This is a genomic window from Microbacterium sp. (assembly GCF_047972865.1).
GTDB lineage: Bacteria > Actinomycetota > Actinomycetes > Actinomycetales > Microbacteriaceae > Microbacterium.
In genome coordinates, this window is the sequence record NZ_JBKEAY010000072.1 from 12,378 (window position 1) to 29,896 (window position 17,519).

General features: G+C 70.5%; 17 protein-coding genes. 12 read left to right on the forward strand and 5 right to left on the reverse strand.

Annotated features, from left to right (window positions below; genetic code table 11):
- Nucleotides 1–23 precede the first annotated feature (23 nt).
- The 4 genes from ACK5KK_RS04525 (at nucleotide 24) to ACK5KK_RS04540 (ending at nucleotide 5,300) form a co-directional block, all read left to right on the forward strand.
- Nucleotides 24–3,794: a proline dehydrogenase family protein gene (locus ACK5KK_RS04525; RefSeq protein WP_416888900.1), complete on the forward strand. Its 3,771-nt coding sequence runs from the start codon at nucleotides 24–26 to the stop codon at nucleotides 3,792–3,794.
- A gap of 68 nt (nucleotides 3,795–3,862) precedes the next feature.
- Nucleotides 3,863–4,303, forward strand: coding sequence for a hypothetical protein (locus tag ACK5KK_RS04530; protein ID WP_416888901.1), 441 nt, complete (start codon nucleotides 3,863–3,865; stop codon nucleotides 4,301–4,303).
- Complete coding sequence (locus ACK5KK_RS04535) at nucleotides 4,303–4,521, forward strand: helix-turn-helix transcriptional regulator (protein WP_416888902.1); 219 nt, start codon at nucleotides 4,303–4,305, stop codon at nucleotides 4,519–4,521. Before ACK5KK_RS04530 ends, ACK5KK_RS04535 begins: the two co-directional genes overlap by 1 nt.
- An 8-nt stretch (nucleotides 4,522–4,529) precedes the next feature.
- A complete protein-coding gene (locus tag ACK5KK_RS04540) occupies nucleotides 4,530–5,300 on the forward strand; it encodes an alcohol dehydrogenase catalytic domain-containing protein (RefSeq protein ID WP_416888903.1) in 771 nt (256 codons plus the stop codon).
- Nucleotides 5,301–5,323: 23 nt separating this feature from the next.
- On the opposite strand, the gene ACK5KK_RS04545 is transcribed toward ACK5KK_RS04540, so the two are convergent.
- The 4 genes from ACK5KK_RS04545 to ACK5KK_RS04560 form a co-directional block, all read right to left on the reverse strand.
- Nucleotides 5,324–5,842, reverse strand: coding sequence for an OsmC family protein (locus ACK5KK_RS04545; RefSeq protein ID WP_416888904.1), 519 nt, complete (start codon nucleotides 5,840–5,842; stop codon nucleotides 5,324–5,326).
- Entirely contained in the window at nucleotides 5,839–6,963 is a 1,125-nt protein-coding gene (gene sfnG / locus ACK5KK_RS04550; protein ID WP_416888905.1) for a dimethylsulfone monooxygenase SfnG, read from the reverse strand. Before sfnG ends, ACK5KK_RS04545 begins: the two co-directional genes overlap by 4 nt.
- Before the next feature lies 1 nt (nucleotide 6,964).
- Nucleotides 6,965–7,495, reverse strand: coding sequence for a flavin reductase family protein (locus ACK5KK_RS04555; protein WP_416888906.1), 531 nt, complete (start codon nucleotides 7,493–7,495; stop codon nucleotides 6,965–6,967).
- Nucleotides 7,496–7,604: 109 nt separating this feature from the next.
- Nucleotides 7,605–9,137 carry a molybdopterin-dependent oxidoreductase gene (locus ACK5KK_RS04560; protein WP_416888943.1) on the reverse strand — a complete coding sequence of 511 codons (1,533 nt, stop codon included), beginning with the start codon at nucleotides 9,135–9,137 and terminating at the stop codon, nucleotides 7,605–7,607.
- A gap of 83 nt (nucleotides 9,138–9,220) precedes the next feature.
- On the opposite strand from ACK5KK_RS04560, the gene ACK5KK_RS04565 reads away from it, so the two are divergent.
- The 8 genes from ACK5KK_RS04565 (at nucleotide 9,221) to yiaA (ending at nucleotide 16,679) form a co-directional block, all read left to right on the forward strand.
- A complete protein-coding gene (locus ACK5KK_RS04565) occupies nucleotides 9,221–9,964 on the forward strand; it encodes a sulfite exporter TauE/SafE family protein (RefSeq protein ID WP_416888907.1) in 744 nt (247 codons plus the stop codon).
- Nucleotides 9,965–10,155: 191 nt separating this feature from the next.
- Nucleotides 10,156–11,247 carry a sensor histidine kinase gene (locus ACK5KK_RS04570; RefSeq protein WP_416888908.1) on the forward strand — a complete coding sequence of 364 codons (1,092 nt, stop codon included), beginning with the start codon at nucleotides 10,156–10,158 and terminating at the stop codon, nucleotides 11,245–11,247.
- Complete coding sequence (locus ACK5KK_RS04575) at nucleotides 11,244–11,903, forward strand: response regulator (protein WP_416888909.1); 660 nt, start codon at nucleotides 11,244–11,246, stop codon at nucleotides 11,901–11,903. The genes ACK5KK_RS04570 and ACK5KK_RS04575 overlap by 4 nt, the downstream gene beginning before the upstream one ends.
- A gap of 80 nt (nucleotides 11,904–11,983) precedes the next feature.
- Nucleotides 11,984–12,571 carry a DUF1772 domain-containing protein gene (locus ACK5KK_RS04580; protein WP_416888910.1) on the forward strand — a complete coding sequence of 196 codons (588 nt, stop codon included), beginning with the start codon at nucleotides 11,984–11,986 and terminating at the stop codon, nucleotides 12,569–12,571.
- An 87-nt stretch (nucleotides 12,572–12,658) separates the two neighbouring features.
- Entirely contained in the window at nucleotides 12,659–14,344 is a 1,686-nt protein-coding gene (locus tag ACK5KK_RS04585) for a circularly permuted type 2 ATP-grasp protein (RefSeq protein WP_416888911.1), read from the forward strand.
- Nucleotides 14,338–15,270 (forward strand): alpha-E domain-containing protein, encoded by a 933-nt coding sequence (locus tag ACK5KK_RS04590; protein WP_416888912.1) that lies wholly within the window; start codon nucleotides 14,338–14,340, stop codon nucleotides 15,268–15,270. Before ACK5KK_RS04585 ends, ACK5KK_RS04590 begins: the two co-directional genes overlap by 7 nt.
- Nucleotides 15,267–16,112 (forward strand): transglutaminase family protein, encoded by an 846-nt coding sequence (locus ACK5KK_RS04595; RefSeq protein WP_416888913.1) that lies wholly within the window; start codon nucleotides 15,267–15,269, stop codon nucleotides 16,110–16,112. The genes ACK5KK_RS04590 and ACK5KK_RS04595 overlap by 4 nt, the downstream gene beginning before the upstream one ends.
- A gap of 114 nt (nucleotides 16,113–16,226) precedes the next feature.
- Entirely contained in the window at nucleotides 16,227–16,679 is a 453-nt protein-coding gene (gene yiaA / locus ACK5KK_RS04600) for an inner membrane protein YiaA (RefSeq protein ID WP_416888914.1), read from the forward strand.
- Nucleotides 16,680–16,835: 156 nt separating this feature from the next.
- On the opposite strand, the gene ACK5KK_RS04605 is transcribed toward yiaA, so the two are convergent.
- A complete protein-coding gene (locus ACK5KK_RS04605) occupies nucleotides 16,836–17,495 on the reverse strand; it encodes a DUF2461 domain-containing protein (RefSeq protein WP_416888915.1) in 660 nt (219 codons plus the stop codon).
- Nucleotides 17,496–17,519: the final 24 nt, after the last annotated feature.

Below are 17,519 nucleotides of genomic sequence, written 5' to 3' on the forward strand. Positions count from 1 at the left end.
GTGCCCGCACGTAGTCTGAAGCCATGTCAGACTCCGCCGCCGCGGCTCTTCATGCACCGACGGACGACCTCGCCATGCGCGCCGTCGCACTCACGCGTCGCTGGGTCGACATCGCCGCCGCCGACCAGCCCGACCCCGCTGCGCGCCGCCTCGCCGACGTGTTGCACGATCCGCACGGACTGGAGTTCGCCGTCGGTGTCGTCGACGGCGTGATGCGCCCGGAGTCGAGCATGGCCGCCGCCGCCCGATTGCAGCGTGTCGCTCCGCTCGTGCCCGAGTTCTTGCCGTGGTATCTGCGCGGCGCTGTCCGGGTCGGCGGCGCGATCGCACCCGTGCTGCCGGTGCCGACGGTGCCGATTGCGCGACGCCTGCTGCGCGACGTGGTCAGCCCCCTCGTCATCGATGCGCGGTCGGACAAACTTGGCGCGGCACTTGCCGGCATCCGGCACTCCGGCGTGGACATCGACGTCGCCCTGCTCGGCGAAGCGGTGCTCGGCGACGCCGAAGCGCGCCGTCGGCTCGAGGGCATCCACGACCTCGTCCGCCGCGACGACGTCGATCGGGTTTCGATCACGGTCTCGGCGGTCGCGGGTCGAACCATTCCCTGGGCCTTCGACGACACCGTCGCCGAGGTCGTCGAGCGGCTGCGTCCACTCGCCCTCACCGCGGCCGACAACGGCACCGCCGCCACCCTCGACGCGGCGCAGTACCGCGACCTCGACGTGACTGTCGCGGTGTTCACCCGGCTACTGGAGGAGCCCGCCCTGGGCGGCCTGCGCGCCGGCATCACGCTGCCGACAGCCTTTCCCGACACCCTCCCGATCCTGCAAGACCTCACCGCTCGGGCGCAGCGCCGCGTGGATGACGGGGGCGCACCGATCACGATTCGGCTCGTGACGGGCGCGAACCTGCGGATGGAGTGGGTGGATGCCGTCCTGCACGGCTGGCCGCTCGCGCCCTACGATACGAGGGCCGACATCGACGCGAACTATGTGCGCTGCGTGCGCGAACTGGCTCAGCCCGGCCACGCCGGCGCGGTGCAGGTGGTGATCGCTAGCCACAACCTGTTCGACGTCGCGTACGCGTGGGTGCTGGCGAGCGAGCGCGGCCTCGCGGACCGCGTCGAGATCGAGATGCCGCTCGGCGTCGCGCAAGGTCAGCTGCGGGCGGTCGCCGGCGACGTGGGCACCGTGTGTCTCGCCGTCCCCGCGGCGCACCCCGAGGAGTTCGACGCGGCGGCCGTGTCTCTGGTGCGGCGGCTGGAGGAGGGTGCATCGAGCGAGAACGTGCTGGCCTCGGCGTTCGGGCTCGCCGCCGATCCCGCGCTGTTCGCGCGCGAGAGCGACCGTTTCGCCGCCGCGCTCGCCCGAGCCGACGACCCCGCGCTGCCTGTCGGCTCCCGCCGCACGCAGGATCGCACCGTGACAGCGCCCCTCGTCGCCCCGCCGCGGCCGACGCCGCATCCACCGGCGGACGCGACGGAAGAGCCTGCGGAGACCCAGCCCATGGAACCGGACACCCCGCCGGAGCTGTTCGGCGGAGTGCCGTTCGTGGAGACGGCGGTCTTCGCGCGCCAGGAACGAGGAACGCACGCCGGCGGTGCCCCCGGGTTCCGCAACGCCGCCGACTCCGACCCGGCGCTGCCCGCCGGCCGACAGTGGGCAGGGGAGGTGTTCACCGCCGCGGGGGAGTCGACCGCGGGCGAGGTGGCGATCGCCGCGGCGCGCATCCACAACCCCGCCGCCCTGGACGAACGCATCCGGCGGGTGCGCGCCGCCGCCGAGTCGTGGGGTGCGACTCCCGCCGCCGATCGCGCCGCCGTCCTGCGGGCGACCGCGCGGGCGCTGGAGACACGACGTGGCCTGCTGATCGAGGTGGCGATGTCGGAGACCGGCAAGGTCTTCGGGGAGGCCGACACCGAGGCGAGCGAGGCTGTCGACCTCGCCGCCTACTACGGCGCCACGGCTCGCGAGCTCGACCGTGTCAGCGGTGCGGTGTTCGTGCCCGCGCGGCTGACCGTGGTCGCGCCGCCGTGGAACTTTCCGCTCGCCGGTGCGGCGGGGGGTGCCTTGGCGGCACTGGCCGCCGGCTCCGGGGTGGTACTCACGCCCGCGCGGCAGGCGCGCCGCAGCGCCGCCGTCATCGCCGAGACGATGTGGTCGGTGCTGCACGCGGAGGGCCTGCCGCGGGACCTCGTCGCGCTCGTCGACCTCGACGAGGACACGCTCGCACAGCACCTCATCGCGCATCCCGACGTGGATCGCGTGCTCCTGACCGGCTCGAGGCGCACCGCCGAACGGTTCCGTTCCTGGCGCCCCGACCTTCCCCTCGTGGCCGAGACCGGCGGCAAGAACGCGATGGTCATCACGCCGTCCGCCGATCTCGATCTCGCCGTCGCCGATCTGGTGCGCAGTGCCTTCGGGTACGCGGGTCAGAAACGGTCGGCCACGTCGCTGGCGATCCTCGTCGGTCCGGTGGCGCGCTCGGCGCGGTTCCGGCGGCAGCTCATCGACGCCGTCACGTCGTTGCGTGTGGGCGCGGCGACCGATCCGCGCACCGAGGTCGGCCCGCTCATCGCGGCGCCGGACGGCGATCTCGAGTGGGCGTTGACGACCCTTGAGGCGGGGGAGCGCTGGCTCGTCGAGCCGCAACGGGTCGACGGCGACCGGCTGTGGCGTCCCGGGGTGCGTGCCGGTGTGCAGGCCGGGTCGCGCACACACCTCGAGGAGTTCTTCGGGCCGATGCTCGGCGTCATGAACGCCACCACCCTGGGGCACGCGATCGAGCTGCAGAACGCCGCCCCGCACGGCATGACCGCGGGCCTGCACACGCAGAACCCGGATGACCTGGCCCGGTGGCTCGACGAGGTCGAGGCGGGAAATCTCTACGTCAACCGTGCGACGACGGGCGCCATCGTGCAGCGTCAGCCGTTCGGCGGGTGGAAGCGTTCCTCGATCGGGACCGGCACGAAACCGGGCGGTCCGCACTATCTCGTCGGGCTCGGATCCTGGCGCCCCACCGTGGGGGGCGCGCCGTCATCGGCGCTGCACCTGCGCGGCCTCGACACCCGTATCGCAACGGTCATCGAGGCGGCCCAGCCCACGCTGGACTACCCGTCGTTCGACCTGCTGCGTCGCGGCGCGATGTCGGATGCCCAGGTGTGGGAGCGCGAGTTCGGCCAGGTGCGCGACGTCTCCCGTCTCGGTGTGGTACGCAATCTGCTGCGCTACCGGCCGGTGCCGGTCGGCATCCGCGCCACGGCGGACGCCGCCTGGCGCGACCTGCTGCGGGTCGTGGTCGCCGGTGTCCGCGCGGGCGCGCGATTCACGCTGAGCTCGCCGGTAGGCCTTCCCGCGGAGGTGCGGCACGCGCTCGCCGACCTCGATGTGCCGGTGTGGGTGGAGAGCGACGCGGAGTGGCTGCACCGGCTCACCGGCGAGCCCGGCGATTCCGCAGGCCCGGGCGATTCCGGGGACCCGGGTGATTCCGCAGGTCCGGTCGCCGCCACCGGAGCGGACGACGGCGTCCCGGAGGAGCGCGCTGAGGCGGACCCTCCCGCGGAGCGGGGCCCGCACCCGGCCCGAGTGCGGCTGGTCGGCTCCGCCCAGGCGGTCGCCGACCTCAGGGCGCGTGTGGCCGAGGCGACGATGGGCGATCCCGACGTCGCCGTGTACGACACCCCCGTCACGACGGCGGGCCGCATCGAGCTGCTGCCGTTCCTGCACGAGCAGTCCGTCACGATCACGGCGCACCGTCTCGGAGCCCCCGACGACTGGAGCACCGACGTCATCTGACCATAGTGTAAAAGATTCTTGACATCTGCCGCGATCACGGCGTAATCTCCATGTCAAGAATATTTTACATGGAGGTCGATGTGGGCTACGTCGAGAGGACCACCTGGTCGCAGGTGGTCGTGGGCGCAATCGTCACCGTCTGGTACCTGTTCGCGGTGTTGTCCCAGGGGGTTTCGCTCGCCGAGGCGGACTGGGTGACACCGATGCTGTGGGCGATCGGTGTCGGCATCGTCGGGTCGATCGTCGTCAGCATCCTGTGGGGGATCGTCGCGGTTCGCCGACACCCCCGCGACAGGCCGGTCGCCGACCAGCGCGACCGTGACATCGAACGGTTCGGCGACCGGATCGGCCAGGCGTTCCTCGTCATCGGTGGCGTGGGCGCCCTGATCCTGGCGATGCTCGATGCATCGTCGTTCTGGATCGGAAACACGATCTATCTGGGCTTTTTCGTCTCCTCCTTCGTCGGCGGCGTCGCCCGCTTGATCGCCTATCGCAGCGGGATGCCGTGATGGTGCGACCGACCCGGGTCACCAACAGCATCCGCCCGTTCCGTGACGCGGTCGGGCTGACACAGGCGGCCCTGGCCGACCGGATCGGGGTGCCCCGGCAGACGGTCATCGCGATCGAACAAGGCAAGTACTCGCCCACCCTCGAACTCGCCTTTCAGATCGCGCGCGCTCTGCAGTGCCCGCTCGACGAGGTCTTTCACTACCCGGAGGAATCATGAGTGAGACGATGAACGCTTGGACCCAGCACGCCTACGGCGGGCCCGAGACGGTGATGCGGGAGCGGGTGCCGGTTCCGGTCGCCGGCCCCGGTCAGGTGCTGGTGGCACCGACCGTCGTGGGACTCAACTCGGCCGACGTGCGGCTCATGCGCGGTGAACCCCTGCTGGTGCGGGTCGCGTTCGGCCTCCGACGCCCGCGCCAGCCGGTCCCGGGGCGTGACGTGGCCGGCCGCATCCTCGCCCGCGGCGCCGGCGTGACCGCAGTCGCGGTGGGCGACCGGGTCGTGGGTGAGCTGGACGGCGGCGGACTGGCCGACCGGGTGGTCGCACCGGCCGACCGGGTCGGACCGAGCCCGGATGGCGTCACCGACACGACCGCGGCGGTACTGCCCCTGGCAGGCGGCACCGCGTGGCAAGCGCTCGATCTCGCCGACATCGCCGCGGGCAACCGCGTCCTCGTGCTCGGTGCGGGTGGCGGGGTCGGCACCCTGGTCGTGCGCCTCGCGGTGCTGCGCGGCGCCGAGGCGGGGGTGTGGGGGCCGCTCGGTCGCATGGCGCGCGGTGCGCTCCTCTCGCTCGGTGGGCGTCGCCGCATCCGGCCGCTTGCCGCCCGCACCCGGCCCGAGCTGACGGCGAAGCTCCTCGAACTGACCGCATCCGGCCAGCTGCACCCGCCCCTCTCGCAGACCTGGCCGGTGACCGCCGCGCCCGCTGCGCTGGCCGCGATCGACGCTGGCGGCGTCGTCGGCAAGGTCGCCGTCGTCGCCGAGCCCGCGTGAGTCTTCCCCGCGCTGCTCGTCGGCTACGCGAGCCGCACCGATAGCGCGGGCGGATCGACGAGCGTACGGGCGACCACGCAGTAGCGCTCGGTCAGCTGCAACAGTTTGGCGGTGGTGGCCTCGTCGGCATCCGTGTCGAGGTCGAAGACCAGCTCGATGTCGGTCAGACCCACCGGAGCCTCACGGTCGACCCCCAGCGTGCCGCGGGCATCCCACGTGCCGCGGGCCGTCACGGTGCCACCGTGCAGCGTGACACCCAGCGCGGTCGCCACCGACCGCAGCGTCACTCCGGCACAGCCGACGAGCGCCTGCAGCAGGATGTCGGCCGAGCACGCGAGCGTCCCGTCGCCGCCGGCGGCGGGGTGCAGGCCCGCCTGGACCGGGCCCGCCCACGACGTGACCTCGGCGACGATGCCCTCGCCGCCCAGGCTCGCCGTGGCGGTCGCGGGGATCTGCGCGGATGCCGCATCCTGCCGGTACTGCTCTTTGAGCGGACGCTGCAGCTCACGCAGCGCAGACGCGTCGAGGACGGGTGCGCTCATCGGGCCACCCCCGCCAGCTCGCGTGCGGGCGCAGCGGCGAGGCCTTCCCGCTCCTCCAGCTCCCGCACCAGCGGGATCACGTCGCGGCCGAACCGCTCGATGTCCTCCCGCACGTGCAAGAAGCCGAGCAGCAGCAGATCGACGCCGGCCTTCTTGTACGCCACGATGCGGTGCGCCACCTGCTCGGGGGTGCCGATCAGGCCGGTGCGGAAACCGTCGTTGTACTGCACCAGGTCGCGGAACTCGCTGTCGGCCCACATCCCCTTCCGGTCGACGGTGGCTTGACCTGCCTGCTTCACAGCGTTCCCGAAGTCGTTCACCTTGTCGTGGTCGGCTTGTGCGATGATCTCCTCGACCAGGTCGCGGGCCTCGGCCTCGGTGTCGCGGACGACGGCGAATCCGTTCAGCCCGAACCGCACCCGGCGCCCGTGACCGGCCGCGCGCGCGCCGACGTCGAGCACCTGCTCGCGCGCCCCGTCGATCGACGTGCCGTTCATGAAGTACCAGTCTGACAGGCGCCCGGCCATCGCACGGGCGCTGGTCGAGTTGCCGCCCTGGAACACCTCGGGCGCGAACTCCGGCTGCGGACGGAACGTCACGTCGCGGGTGCGGTAGAAGTCGCCGCGGTAGGTGAAGCCGTCCTCGCGCCACAGCCCCCGCAGCACCTCGATGAACTCCTCGCTGCGGCGGTAGCGCTCCTCGTGGTCGAGCCAGTCCAGCCCCAGGTCGGTGTACTCGCGCTTGAACCAGCCCGATACGACGTTGATGGCGAACCGGCTGCCGGTCGTGGTCTGCGCGGTCGCGGCGAGCTTGGCGAGCAGGTGCGGCGGCCATTGGCCGGGGTGGACGGCGGCGATGACGCGCAGCCGCTCGGTGGCCGCCAGCAGGGCGAGGCTGAAGCTCACCGACTCGTGTTGCGCGTCGGCGCCGTACGACGCCAGATAGCGCACCTGCGTGAGGGCGTAGTCGAAGCCGACGCGTTCGGCCGTGCGGGCGACGTCGATGTTGTAGTCCACGGAGTGGTCCGTGCGTTGCGGAATGTTCGAGACGACGAGGCCACCGGACACGTTCGGAACCCAGTAGGCGAACGTCAGCGGGTCGGCAGGGGGTAGTGCGGTCATGTCAGATTCCCGTGGAGTCGGTCGGAAGGGGCGAAGCGACGGCCCGGAAGCCGCCGGAGTAGTGGACGAGCGGGTCGCTGTCGTCGAGCACGCCCGCGATGACCTCGGCGATCACGATCTCGCTGTCACCGGCCGCGACCGTCTCGACGAGCTGCACCGACAGCCGCGAGGCGACACCGTGGATGCGGGGGATGCCGTCCGAGTCGGGTGACCAGGTGCCGTCGTCGGGGAACCGGCGCGTCCGGTCTGCGGCGAACCGGCGGGCCAGGTCGGCCTGCGCCGCGCTGAGCAGGTGCACCCCGGCGCGGCCGGTGGTGAGCAGAGCATCGCGCGACGAGGATGTGCGGTCGATGTTGAAGCTGATGAGCGGCGGGTCGACCGAGACCGATACGACCGAGATCGCCGTGAACCCGGTCGGATGCTGCGCCGTTCCGCTCGTGACGACCCAGGTGCTGGAAGCGACCGCGCGGAAGACCTCGCGCAGGTCGGCGCGTGCAGCTCCCGTCGCGGCGGGGCAGGGCGTGGCGGTCATGGGCGCTTTCGGCGGAGGTCGGGCGGTGGACGAGCGGCCAGTCCACCACGCTCGCGCGCGCCGGTCAATCAGCGTGTCACACTGTTGCGAACTCGGGCCGCACCGTCAATCAGGTCACCTGCACGGTGCGCTCGTGCCAGCCGGTAGCCCCATCGGGAGCGACCGGGGTGCGCTGCTCGGGCTGCGTGCTTCCGTCGGCGCCGGTGGCCCGGCATCGGATCGTGTGACGGCCCGGGGTCGCCGTCCACGGCATGCGCCACTGCACCCACGTGTCGGCGGAGATCGCGGTCGCGAGCGTCGCGGGCTGCCACGGGCCAGCGTCGACCTGGACCTCGACGCCGGTGATCCCGCTGTGCTGGTGCCACGCGACACCCGCGATCACGGTCTCTCCGGCGTCGATGCCGGCGCGAGGGACATCGATGCGCGACTGCAGTTTGACAGGTCCGCGCGCGGACCAGCCGCGGTCGGTCCAGTAGGCGCGGTCGCGGTCGAAGCGGGTGACGTAGAGTTCGGTCACCCACTTGGTGGCCGACACGTATCCGTACAGCCCGGGGACGACCATCCGCACCGGAAACCCGTGCTCGACCGGCAGCGGCTCGCCGTTCATTCCCACCGCGAGCAGGGCGCCGCGCTCGTCGGTGAGCGCCTCCAGCGGGGTGGATGCCGTGAATCCGTCGACCGAACGCGACAGCACCATGTCGGCATCCGCGGTGGGGCGGGCCCGGGCCAGCAGATGACGGGTCGGGTACCCGAGCCACAGTGCATTGCCGATGAGGTCGCCGCCGACGTCGTTCGAGACGCACGTGAGGGTGGTGTAGCTTTCCTCCAGCGGCAGGGCGAGCAGTTCCTCCCACGTGAGCTCCACCTCGTTCTCGACCATTCCGTGGACGCGCAGTCGCCAGTCGGCGGGGGCGACGTCGGGGACCACCAGGGCTGTGTCGATGCGGTAGAAGTCCGTGTTCGGGGTGACCACCGGTGCGAGACCGGGGAGGTCGAGCTCGGCGCCGACGGGAACGGGCGCGGCCGCGACGGCCGCGCGCGGCAGCCGGATGGCGGCGCGGACGGTGCGCACGGCCGATCCGCCCGCGCGTACCGCCTGCGCGCCGATCGCGGCGAGCACCCCGAGGGCGGTTGCCGTTCCGGTCCAGACCAGGAAGGCGCGGCGATCCGGTGCCGGCGTGGCGAGCCCATCCGTGGCGACTGCCGCGCGTGCCGGCGCCGTCCGCGCGGCGGGACCGGCACGACGGGCCAGGAGCGCGAGGGCAGCGGTGCCGATGACGCCCGACACGGCGGAAGGCACCCACCAGACCTGCTCGGCATCCGGCCGGGTCATCGCGACGATCACGCCGATCGCTCCCAGCGCGCCCAGGATCGCTGCACCCCACGGCGGGCGACGGCGCTGCACGATGCCCGCAAGCGCGGCGACGGCGAGCAGGACCAGCCCGATGCCGATGAGGAGCGCGAGCTTGTCGGCCGTGCCGAACAGGGCGATCGCAGTGTCCTTGGCCCACGGCGGGGCGGCGTCGATGAGCGCGCCCCCGATGACGGCAAACGGCGATGCCCCCGGTGCGAGCACCGCGGCGGTCAGGTCGCCGGCACCGGCAGCCACGACCGCCGCGGCGATGCCTGCCAGGGCTGACATCCGTGAAGCGCGCGTCACAGTTCGAGAGTACGAGCCGCCGCCCCGTGACGGGCTAGCCTCGGGAACACCGAAAGGAGTTCGTAATGCCCGAGGTTGGGGGGCTGGGGTGGGTGTTGCTCGTGCTCGCCGCGATGGTCATCGGGCTGAGCAAGACCGCGCTGCCGGGCTCGGCCACCGTTGCGGTGGCACTGTTCGCCGCGGTGCTCCCCGCCAAGCAGTCCACCGGCACCATCCTCCTGCTGCTGGTGCTCGCCGACCTGTTCGCCGTCACCGCTTATCGGCGCCATGCGAACATCGCGGCACTGCTGCGGCTGGCGCCGGCGGTCCTGGTCGGACTGGCGGCGGGGGTGGCCTTCCTCGCCGTCGCCGACGACACACTCGTGCGGATCGTGATCGCCGTCATCCTGCTGTTCGTGATCGGCGTGACCCTGGCACGCCGGTGGATGCGGCGAAGCGTGACCGGGGGCGGATCGCACCGGTTCGCGGCGGCCGTCTACGGCGCCCTCGGCGGGTTCACCACGATGGTCGCCAACGCGGCAGGGCCGGTCATGTCGATGTACTTCCTGGCATCCCGCTTCTCGGTGAAGGAGTTCCTCGGCACGGCTGCCTGGTTCTTCGCGATCGTCAACCTCATCAAGATCCCGTTCCTGATCTCCCTGGGCATGATCACTCCCGACGGGCTGGTCATCGATGCCGTGCTGGCCCCGATCGTCATCGTCGCCGCGCTGGTTGGGCGGTGGGTGGCCGCGAGAATCGACGCCGTGCTGTTCGAACGGCTGGTGATCGTGTTCACGATCATCGGAGCGGTGTATCTCCTGGCGACCTGACGGTCACGGTCGGCGTTTCGGCGGGTACTGCTCCCGAGGGGGTGCGGGCCGGTCGGCGTCCGGAATTCGGTCTCGGCATCGTCCTATGGGGTCTACGTCGGGGGAGCTCTGCCGCTGTCGGCGCGCCGCGAGTGAACGCGGACTGAACACTGAACGGGCCCGGGGCGCCGTCGGCACCTTACATTGGAGGGATGCAGGTGCGCCGGATCGTCAGCGTGGTCTTCACCGACGTGCTGTTGCCGGTCGTCGTGTTCGCCGTCGTGGCGCTGCGCATTCCGGACCGGTGGACCAGCGGGCTGATCATCGCGGTGGTGATGGGAGTCGCGCTGCGCGTGCGCCGCTGTCTGCCGGTCGCCGCCGTCGTGATCGCCGCTCTCGCCCAGACGGCGCTGGTGTGGGAGGGCGTCCCCGCGGTCGGGGCTCCCGGAGTGATCGTCGTGCTGTTCTCGGCGAGCCTCACCCTGGGACCGCGGATGCTGGTGCTCGTCGCGGCAGCGGCCATGATCGGATTGGGCGCCGCCGAGATCGGCGTCGCGGCGGCGCGCGGCGGAACCCCCGACGTGCTTCCGCTGTTGCTCGTGTTCGCTTTCGGTGTCGCCGGCGGACTGGCGTGGCGCTACTACCGGTCGTACGTCGCGTCGGCGGCGCAGGAGGCGGCCGCATCCGCTCGGGTCGAAGCGGCTGAGCACCGCGTCGCCCTCTCGCGGGAGTTGCACGACTCGATCGGTCACCAACTGGCCGTCATCAACCTCCACGCCCAGGTCGCGGCCGTCGCCGTCGATTCCGAGCGGGCCCGGGTGGCGCTCGGGCACGTGGCGGAGGCCACCCGGACGGCGATGTCGGAACTGAGCGAACTGGTCGCCCAGTTGCGCGACGGCAACGAGCCGTTGCGGCCCGCCGACCTCGACGAGCTGCGGGCGGGGCTGGTGGCGGCGGGGACGCTGGGCACGTTCGAGGTCGAGATGCCGACGGTCGTGCCTGCGACCGAGCGGGCCGCGTTCCGGATCGTGCAGGAATCGATCACCAACGCGGGGCGTCACGCCCCCGGCGCGGTGGTCGACGTCCGTGTCGCCGGAGACGACACCGAGATCGACGTGCGGGTGCGCAACGGCCCCTCGGGCATGCCGCCGCCGCCCATCGCGGGTGGGGGACATGGACTGGCGGGACTACGCGAACGGGTGACGACACTGGGGGGTACGATCGACGCCGCCCCCACCGACGACGGCGGATTCGAGGTGCGCGCGCGCCTGCCGATCGGCGCGGCGATCGGCGGTGCCGCGTGATCAGGATCGCCCTGGCCGACGACCAGACACTCATCCGCGGTGGACTGCGCGCGCTCCTGGACGCCGAGTCCGACCTCACCGTCGTCGGCGAGGCCGGCACCGGCCGGGATGCCGTCGCACTTGCGCGGCGAGAGCGTCCCGACGTGCTGGTGATGGACATCCGGATGCCCGATGGCGACGGCCTGTGGGCGACGGAGCAGATCACCGTCGACCCGCGCCTGACGGACGTACGCGTGCTGGTGCTCACCACGTTCGAGCAGGACGACCACACCTTCCGGGCGCTCCGCGCCGGGGCCGCGGGATTCCTGGGGAAGGGCGGCGATGTCGCGACCTTCTGCGATGCGGTGCGCACCGTCCACCGCGGCGAACGCCTGCTGTCGCCGACGGCGACCGCCGCGCTCGTCGAGCGCTTCCTCGCGACCCCGGCCTTGGGACAGTCAGCATCTCTGGCGCACCTCACCGCACGCGAACGTGAGATCGTCGCGCTGGTCGGGGCCGGACTGTCCAACGACGAGATCGCCGCGCGACTGGTCATCTCGCCGTTGACGGCGAAGACTCACGTGACCCGCGCGATGACCAAGAGCGGGTGCCGCGATCGTGCCCAGCTCGTGGTGCTGGCGTACGAGTCGGGTCTGGTGATACCCCGCGGGGGGTAGCCAACATGCCTCCCCAGGGAGGACGCTGCGGCGGCGCGCACACGCGAGTGTGGAGTCGACACAGACGAAAGGTGCCCACGATGACCACCCCCGCACACACGAACGATCCGTCGGTCGGTGCCGTCGCCGCGGCACCTCTCATCCCGTCGTCCGTCCCCAACCCGCTACGCACCGCGGCTGACCTCGCTTCCGTGGTCGCCGCGGTGCTGGTGGCGGCGATCTTCGGATTCTTCTACGCGTGGGTGTGCTCCACGTTGTGGGGCCTCGACGCCGCCGATCCGCGCGTCGCGATCGAGGCGATGCAGGCGATGAACGCCTCGGTGCGCAACCCGGTGTTCTTCGTGTCCTTCTTCCTCACCCCGGTGGCACTCGCCGTCGCGGCGCTCCTGTCCTGGGCACGCAACGCCCGGATCCCCGCCGTCCTGTTCGGCGTCGCCGCCGCGCTGTATACCGTCGGCGGCATACTTCTCACGTCGACGATCAACGTGCCGTGGAACGAGGCCCTCGCAATGGTGACGGTACCGGCATCCGTCGACGAGGCCGCCGCCATCTGGCAGGAATACTCCGGCAAGTGGCAGATCGCCAACCTCGTCCGCACCGTCGTGTCGGGGGTGTGCGTCGTGCTCACCGCGATCGGCCTGCTACAGCTCGGACGCGCCCGCCGCTGACCCCCGAGGGCGCGGTCCGGGCGCGGCAGCGACCGTGTCGAGGTCGGAGAAACACCGTCGTCATCTCGCGCGGGCTAGGCTCATCCCATGGGTGACTTGTTCGACGCGTACGGCTCGACGATGGTGCCGCGGAAGACGGCTTCCGGGGTGCCTCCCTTCGACGAAATGTTCACCGCGCCACCGCAGTCGCGGGAGGCCTACCGTGAGCTCTATCAGGCGCTCGCGCAGATGACGCAGGAGGAGCTGCGGGGGCGTACCGAATCCCTCGCAAGTTCCTACTTGGCGCAGGGCGTCACGTTCGACTTCGCCGGTGAGGAACGGCCGTTCCCGCTCGATGCCGTTCCGCGCGTGATCCCGTTCGACGAATGGTCTCGGATCGAGAAGGGCGTGCAGCAGCGGGTGCGGGCGCTGGAGGCGTTCCTCGACGACGCGTACGGCCATCAGCACTGCGTCAACGACGGGGTGCTGCCGGCGGGTCTCATCGCCTCGTCGCAGTACTTCTACCGGCAGGCCGCCGGCATCCACTCCGCCAACGGGGTGCGCATCCAGGTGGGCGGCATCGACCTCATCCGCGACGAGCACGGCGAGATGCGCGTGCTCGAGGACAACGTCCGGGTGCCGTCCGGGGTGAGCTACGTCATCTCCAACCGGAGGATGATGGCGCAGACCCTCCCGGAGCTGTTCGTCTCGATGCGGGTGCGCCCGGTGGGGGACTACCCCAACAAATTGCTGCAGGCGCTGCGGGCATCCGCTCCCCCTGGAGTCGACGACCCGAACGTGGTGGTGCTGACGCCCGGTGTCTACAACTCGGCGTACTACGAGCACACGCTGCTCGCCCGCCTCATGGGTGTCGAGCTCGTCGAAGGACGAGACCTGCTGTGCATGGGTGGCAAGGTGTTCATGCGCACCACCCGGGGACCCAAACGGGTCGACGTCATCTACCGTCGCGTCGACGACGACTTCCTGGACCCACTGCAGTTCCGCGCCGATTCCATGCTCGGCGCGCCTGGCCTCATGCTCGCGGCGCGGCTGGGCAACGTCACGATTGCCAACGCGGTCGGCAACGGCGTCGCCGACGACAAGCTGTTGTATACCTACGTGCCCGACCTCATCCGCTACTACCTCGCCGAAGAGCCCATCCTCAAGAACGTCGACACCTGGCGGCTCGAGGAGCCGGCCGCACTGGAGGAGGTGCTCGATCGCCTCGACGAGCTGGTCGTCAAGCCCGTCGACGGCTCCGGCGGCAAGGGCCTGGTCGTCGGGCCGGACGCGTCGCCGGCCGAACTCGAGAAACTGCGGCGCAAGCTGCTGGCCGACCCGCGCGGCTGGATCGCGCAGCCGGTCGTGATGCTCTCCACTATCCCGACACTTGTCGAAGACGGTGTCCAGCCGCGCCACGCCGACCTGCGGCCGTTCGCGGTCAACAACGGCGACGAGGTGTGGGTGCTCCCCGGCGGGCTGACCCGGGTGGCACTGCCGGAGGGGCAGTTGGTCGTCAACTCCAGTCAGGGCGGTGGCTCGAAGGACACCTGGGTGGTCGGCGGTGCCGCTCCCGGCTCCGTCGAGTACGGGCAGCGACGGCAGCCAGACGTGGCCGAGATCGTCGAGGAGCAGTCGGCGGTGACGGAGGCGATCTCGATCATCTACGACGTGCAGCAGGCTCAAGTGCACTCACCGCAAGACACGCCGCGCTCGTCGGTGGAGCAGCAGGAGCAGCAGCAGCAGTCCGCGTCCGCGCGGCCCGAGACACAGGGAGGTGAGTCCGGATGCTGAGCCGCATCGCCGAATCGCTGTTCTGGATCGGCCGGTACATCGAGCGCTCCGACGGCACCGCCCGCATCCTCGATGTGCATCTGCAGCTCCTTCTGGAGGATCCGTGGGTCGACGAAGACACCGCGTGCCGCTCCCTCATGGGGGTGATGGGGTCGTTCCCGCCTGAAGACGAGGGGCGGATCACCCGCGGCTCGCTCCTGATGCACCTGGCCGTCGATCGCAGCAACCCGTCGAGCATCGCGTACGCCGTGCAATCGGCGCGCGAGAACGCCCGTCGCGCACGCGAGATCGTGTCGACGGAGCTGTGGGAGACGCTCAACACCACCTATTCGCGCATGCCGCGTCGACTCAACGACGAAAAGGTGCACGAGTTTTTCCAGTGGGTGCGCGAGCGGGCCGCGCTGGCGGTCGGCATCACCGACAATTCGACCAGCCGTGACGAGTCGTGGCAGTTCTTCACGCTCGGGCGTGCGATCGAACGCACCGACATGACCGCGCGCATGCTGGCCACGCGGTCGCTGACGGAGGCATCCGGCCCATCATGGACGACCATCCTCCGCTCCTGCGGCGCCTACGAGGCGTACTTGCGGACCTACCGCGGCATGCCGGGGGCCAGCAACGCCGCGGAGTTCCTCATTCTGGACCGGCTGTTCCCGCGGTCGATCATCCACTCCATCCAGACCGCGGAGGACTGCATGCGGGCGATCGACCCGGTCGCCGACCGGGTCGGCCACTCCAACGCCGTCCTGCGGGCGCTGGGCCGGATGCGCAACGACCTGGAGTACCGTCCCATCGGCGAACTGCTCGGTGAGCTGCCGCTGCACATGGACCGCGTCCAGAAGGTGACGCGGGAGGCATCTGAGGCGATCCGCGGGCGGTTCTTCCCGACGCACGCCGAGCCGAGCTGGATCGGAGAGAGTTCATGAAGCGTCTGCGCATCGAGCACGCGACCGGATTCACCTACCCCGACGAGGTGGGCGCGAGCTACAACGAGGCCCGCATGCTGCCGGGGTCGTCGGACAGTCAGTTCGTGCTCAGCGCGCAGCTCGACATCGAACCGTCCACCGGGGTCAACCACTACACCGACTACTTCGGGACCCGGGTGGCCTCGTTCGACGTGCTCGCCAGCCACTCGGCGCTCATGATCACGGCGCGTTCGCTGATCGAGGTGCGCGAGCGGCCGGTCGAGCTCTCCGACCTGGGGTGGGACGAGCTGCGGGTCGAGGCGGCCGGGTCGGTGAGAACCGTCGAGATGCTCGGGCAGACCCCACTGACCGACCCGCCGGACGAGGTGGTCGAACTGGCCCGCCGCCTCGCCGGCCAGCACGCCGCGCCCTCGCAGGCGGCCCTCGCAATCGCGCGCGCGATCGGTGATGCTGTCGAATACATGCCGGGTGTCACCGGTGTCCATTCCACGTCCGCCGAAGCGTGGGCCGAACGCAAGGGCGTGTGCCAGGACATCACGCACATCACCCTGGGTGCGCTGCGTTCGGTGGGCATCCCGACCCGGTACGTGTCGGGCTACCTGCATCCGCATCCGAACGCCCTGATCGGTGAGCCGGTCGACGGGGAGTCGCACGCGTGGGTGGAATGGTACGACGGGTCCTGGCAAGGATTCGATCCCACCAACAACATCGACATCGGCGACCGTCACGTTCGGGTCGGACATGGCCGCGACTACAGCGACGTTGCGCCGTTGCGTGGAGTGTACGCGGGTGGCGACAAGGGAGACCTGGTCGTGAAGGTGACCATTACTCGTGAGGCATAGACCTCAGATCGGCGGAATCCGCCCTGTGGATCATTCCTGACGGGGAATGATCCGGTTGCTAGTCTCGCTGTCACGCCGCCGGAGCGGGGAGCGGCACGACGAGGGAGGCAACTCATGGATGGAACCCCACAGATCGGACGGCCTACGGCCGCTTTTGTCGGTGCGAGCTGGGTGGCGCTGGGACTAGGTGCAGTCGTGTTCTTCATCGGACTGTGGAACGCGCGCATGCTCCTCAGCGAGAAGGGCTATTTCCTCGCGGTGTTCTTGCTCGGGTTGTTCGCCGCCATCGCGGTGCAGAAGGCGGTGCGCGACCGTGCCGAGGCGGTCCCGGTCACCCCGGTCTTCATTGGGGTCTCGTGGGCCATGCTCATCATTGCGGTCGTCATGATGGCGATCGGCCTGTGGAACGCCGAACTGCTCCTCAGCGAGAAGGGCTTTTACGGCATCGGCTTCGCGATGAGTCTGTTCGCGGTGGTTGCGGTGCAGAAGAACGTGCGTGACCTGGCCGCCTACCGGGAGGCCCACCCCGAGCACAGCACGTACTCGGGTCACACCGACGAGGTGTGACAGCACTCGCACCTTGCGACGCCGACCGCCCTCGGGCGGTCGGCGTTCGTCGTGCAGGGAGGAGGGTGACACCTGAGGTGTTCGAGGTGACATACGTCGCACCCGACACCGCCTCTCCTGCACAACGCTCGCGGAAGCGGGAACCCGGCCGAGGGGTTACGGCCGGCCGGAGCGGAAACCGGTCACGTCGGTGCCGAGGTTCTCGCTGACCCACTCGTTCCAGACCGAGACCGTGCGCCACCGTGCAGCGATGATCGGCGCGGCATCCGGTGTCCACATCCACTCTGCGAGCGGTTCGCTACGCCCGATCGCCACGCGCTTCAGGCGTAGCAACGCAATCTGTGGGTGGTCGACGGAGTAGCCGCGCGGTGCCGTCGTCAGCGAGCCATCGGTCATGGGCTCGAATCCGTCGGCGCGCACCTCGTCGAGCGTCGCATCGAGGTCACCGAACAACCGGTTGTCGTCGATGATTTCGCGGAACCGTTTCAGTGCGGCAGCCGGGACATCGTACACGCCGCCGCCGATCACGATCCCCTCGTCGCTGAACTGCAGGTAGTGGGCCACCGGCGCTCGCGTCACCGTGCCGATATGCAGCTTGTACGGTGTCTTGTCGGCGCTGAAGCGCACGTCCCGGTACGGGCGGAACGTCTTCAGTGGTCCGAACTCGGTGGCCAGTTGCGCGCCGAGCGCGTCGAACGGCGCCCGCACATGGTCGTCGTACCGGGCCTTGTTCTCCAGCCACCACGTCTTCGTGTTGTTCACGCGTAACTCGGCGTAGAAGGCGGCGGCATCCGGGTGCAATCCGGTGAACGTCATCCCCTCAGCCTATCCACGTCCCGT